General features: G+C 51.6%; 3 protein-coding genes and 1 pseudogene. 3 read left to right on the top strand and 1 reads right to left on the bottom strand.

The window, feature by feature from the left end; all coding sequences use genetic code 11:
• Window positions 1–126, bottom strand: a pseudogene (locus IV91_RS19545) (ATP-binding protein); the annotation flags it as partial.
• A 128-nt stretch (window positions 127–254) separates the two neighbouring features.
• Here IV91_RS19545 and IV91_RS16025 point away from each other — a divergent pair.
• From IV91_RS16025 to IV91_RS0112585, 3 genes are read left to right on the top strand one after another with little or no spacing between them, the layout of a single operon-like run.
• Window positions 255–1,499: a site-specific integrase gene (locus tag IV91_RS16025; protein ID WP_051862705.1), complete on the top strand. Its 1,245-nt coding sequence runs from the start codon at window positions 255–257 to the stop codon at window positions 1,497–1,499.
• Window positions 1,496–2,404 (top strand): tyrosine-type recombinase/integrase, encoded by a 909-nt coding sequence (locus IV91_RS0112590; protein WP_031598965.1) that lies wholly within the window; start codon window positions 1,496–1,498, stop codon window positions 2,402–2,404. Before IV91_RS16025 ends, IV91_RS0112590 begins: the two co-directional genes overlap by 4 nt.
• On the top strand, window positions 2,401–3,420 hold the full coding sequence (locus tag IV91_RS0112585) for a tyrosine-type recombinase/integrase (RefSeq protein WP_031598963.1): 1,020 nt from the start codon (window positions 2,401–2,403) through the stop codon (window positions 3,418–3,420). The genes IV91_RS0112590 and IV91_RS0112585 overlap by 4 nt, the downstream gene beginning before the upstream one ends.
• Window positions 3,421–3,562 lie beyond the last annotated feature (142 nt).

The following is a 3,562-nucleotide window of genomic DNA, read 5'->3' as shown; positions in this document are numbered from 1 at the left end:
TTTTCCTCTCCGTAAGGATTCTCCGGTCAGCGTGAAACGGTGATGCCGTTGCATAACCCGATCCAGCAGGGCGTCAGCAATGGTGGCATCCCCGATCCACGCATGCCAGTGTTCGATGGGTAATTGTAATGCGGAGTTTAATCTTATGCGGAGTCCCGCTTTGGGGATCCCGCTTCCACCTCATTCTTGAAGCTTTTTTCTCCGCATAATCGTACTGTCTTCCTAGGCCAATTCGGCCGATTAAGGAGGATGTCATGTTTCCAAATTATTTTGAGTCGAAGGAAAGAGTTCGCAAGCTTTGCAACAGCTCTGGCGGATCATTTCTGGAAGGATTTGCTCATGATCTGTGGCAAGCAGGTTATGCGGAGATCACCGGACGTCGCCACATTCGAGCGGCGGAACACCTGATTTATTGGGCAGATCAGAATGGCATTCGCGTTGACGAATTTCAGGAGCAAGTCCTTTCCCGTTTCGACAAACACCTGACCCAATGCCAGTGTTCTGGCTACGGACACTATGATCGAATGAATTTGGTAAGCGGCGCCCGTCTATTCATGGGTTACCTTCATGGCGCCGGCATCATCGATACATTTGGCGCTGTGCAAACAGTGCAGAATCCAGTCTTGCTCACTTCGTTTTGTGAGTGGATGCGTCTGCGACGTGGCACGAAAGATTCCACTCTTTGTACTTACAGCATTTCGATCAGAGATTTGCTGAAATATATTGGAGATGAACCGAGCAGACTCGATGCCAAGTGTTTGCGCCAGTTTGTTTTGGACACAAGCAGTAAGCAGGGATTAGCAGCGACCAAAAACTGTACGACTGCGTTACGTATGTTTCTTCGCTTTCTGATCGCTGATGGCAAGTGCGCTGCTAATCTGGCTGACGCCGTTCCCGTTGTCGCTCAATGGAAACTTTCTTCTCTGCCACGGTACCTGCAATCGGAAGACGTTGAGCGGGTCATCGATTCGTGTGATCTTGGCTCACCCATTGGTCGACGGGATCGGGCGATTCTGCTCTTGCTTGCACGATTGGGATTACGAGCAGGTGATATCGTCCAGATACAACTGGAGGATATCGACTGGAAAGGTGCCTGGCTATCAGTCACGGGCAAGAGCAGACGACAGACAAAACTCCCACTCACCCAGGAGGTTGGTCAGGCGATCATCAATTACTTGCAAGATGGACGACCACCAACCGACACTACTGCACTATTTATTGGCTCCCGTGCGCCACTCCATGCCTTTGCAAATCACTGCGCAATTTCGGTGATCGTTGCCAAAGCAATGCGACGGGCCGATGTTCACTGTCCGAGCGGCGGCGCCGCTCATGTGCTTCGTCATTCGCTCGCAACTTCAATGCTGCGAAACGGTACATCGTTGCAGGACATCGCGGTCATTCTTGGTCACCGTTCCATCACGACAACACAGATTTACGCCAAAGTTGATCGTCCAACACTGCAACAGATTGCCCAGCCATGGCCGGAGGTGCAGTCATGATAATCGACCTTGTGGAGACATATCTTGCTATGCGCCGTGCATGCGGGTTTGAACTCAAATCAGAGGGGGGTTGTTTGCTCAACTTTGCCGCTTACTCTGACGTACGAGGGCAGGACTACGTTTGCCGGGCAACGGCCGTCGAATGGACTGGGCTAGCGCGAACGGTTCATCAGCGCGCGCGCCGACTTGGCGACGTAATTCGTTTCACGCGTTTCGCCAGGGCTGAAGATCCGCGCCACGAAATTCCGGCAGCCATATTTGGTAGCGAGAAAGGACCACGACCAGTCCCCTACATTATGTCCGGTGAGGTCATTCAGCGGTTCGTGCAGGCAGCATTCCAATTGGGTTGCCACTCGTTGCGCCGCCAGACCTATGGCACGTTCTTCTCGCTGCTGGCATGTACAGGACTTCGTACTTCTGAAGCCATTCACTTGCGCTATGGCGACATTACACCGGATGGGATACTGATTCGAAATACTAAATTCCGCAAGAGTCGCCTTGTTCCCCTTCACGACACTGCTCGGGCTGGCCTCGAACGTTATCTTGAACAGCGGCGTCCCTATGCCCCGTTGGACGATCATGTATTTGTTTCGTTGCGCAGAAAGCAGCTCATCATTAATGACGTTGAAACGGCATTTCGCACAGTTGCAAACGCAATTGGCTTGCCATGTCTACCGGTGCGACCTCGACCAACACCCCATTCCTTGAGGCACAGCTTTGCGGTGAGATCTCTGGAAAGTTGCCCGGATGGTCGTGATCACATCACGAAACACATGCTGGCACTTTCGACTTATCTCGGACATGGCAATGTTGCGCATACCTACTGGTATCTGGAAGCCACGCCCGATCTTATGAAAAGTATTGCAGAGCAGTGCGAGACCTTTGTGACAGGAGCACAATCATGACGCCGATTGCCCCACATATCTCAGCGTTTCTCCAACAGCGCCTTCCAATCGAATGCGGTGCCAGCGACAACACCTGTGAGTCGTATTCCTACGCTTTCAAGCTGCTCTTCGAATACGCCAGTAATATTCTCAAGATACCGCCATCGCAATTGCAACTTGAGCAAATTGATGCGCAGCTGATTGTCGACTTTCTGGGGTATCTTGAAACGACACGCGGTAATGGACCGAATTCGAGAAACACAAGACTCGCAGCCATCAAGTCGTTCATGCACTACATGGAATACCGTGTGCCATCAGCTTTGGAGCAAATTCGGCAAGTTCTCGCACTTCCAGTAAAGAAAACGGATAGCCGTCTCGTCAAACATCTCACGGTAGAAGAGTTGCAGGCAATTCTGGATGCTCCAGTACCAATCACACGGAGCGGAATTCGTGATCGCGCAATGCTTCATTTGTGCTTCGCCGGTGCACTGCGCGTTTCCGAGCTGACCGGGCTGCAAACAGCCGACCTGACACTTCAACCAAACGCAAGCGTTATCATCCACGGGAAAGGTCGTCGGCAACGTTGCTTGCCCTTGTGGAAAGAAACGGCGTCGGCAGTGCTGGCGTGGCTGGCGGTCAGAGGCAAAAATTTGACACCTGAATTGTTCCTCAACGCTCGTGGCGAACAAATGACACGAGCTGGATTCGAATACATTTTACGCAAGCACGTCAAAACTGCCGCCAAACGCTGTACGTCTCTGGCTACAAAACGCGTGTCTCCGCATGTATTGAGACACACCTGTGCCCTAACGGTCTTACAGGCGACCAAAGATATACGCAAGGTCTCCTTATGGCTCGGTCACGCTAGCATGCAAACGACCGAAATGTACACGCGCGTGGATCCGTCAGCAAAACTTGAGGCTCTCGAATCCGTCATTGCACCGAAGCTGCGCACTGGGCGATTCAAGGCTACTGACAAATTGATTGCTTCACTAAAAGTGCAATCTGTTATGCGGAGAAAAAAGCTTCAAGAATGAGGTGGAAGCGGGGTCTCCAAAGCGGGACTCCGCATAAGATTAAACTCCGCATTACAATTATAATGCTGTGCACAGCATTATAATTGGCTGGTGAGAATGGTGGCACGGGTAGCCGAACGGTCATCAATGATTTCCAGCAAAT

The sequence above is a fragment of the Ferrovum myxofaciens genome, assembly GCF_000735045.1.
In the GTDB taxonomy this organism is placed as follows: Bacteria; Pseudomonadota; Gammaproteobacteria; order Burkholderiales; family Ferrovaceae; genus Ferrovum; species Ferrovum myxofaciens.
Note: the sequence above shows the minus strand (reverse complement) of the source record. Positions and strands in the feature narration are given on the sequence as shown.

What these genes read in the sequence shown, in the direction of transcription:
- IV91_RS0112590 (WP_031598965.1), top strand. Translation starts at nt 1,496, where the DNA reads ATGATAATCGACCTTGTGGAGACATATCTTGCTATGCGCCGTGCATGC.
- IV91_RS0112585 (WP_031598963.1), top strand. Translation starts at nt 2,401, where the DNA reads ATGACGCCGATTGCCCCACATATCTCAGCGTTTCTCCAACAGCGCCTT.
- IV91_RS16025 (WP_051862705.1), top strand. Translation starts at nt 255, where the DNA reads ATGTTTCCAAATTATTTTGAGTCGAAGGAAAGAGTTCGCAAGCTTTGC.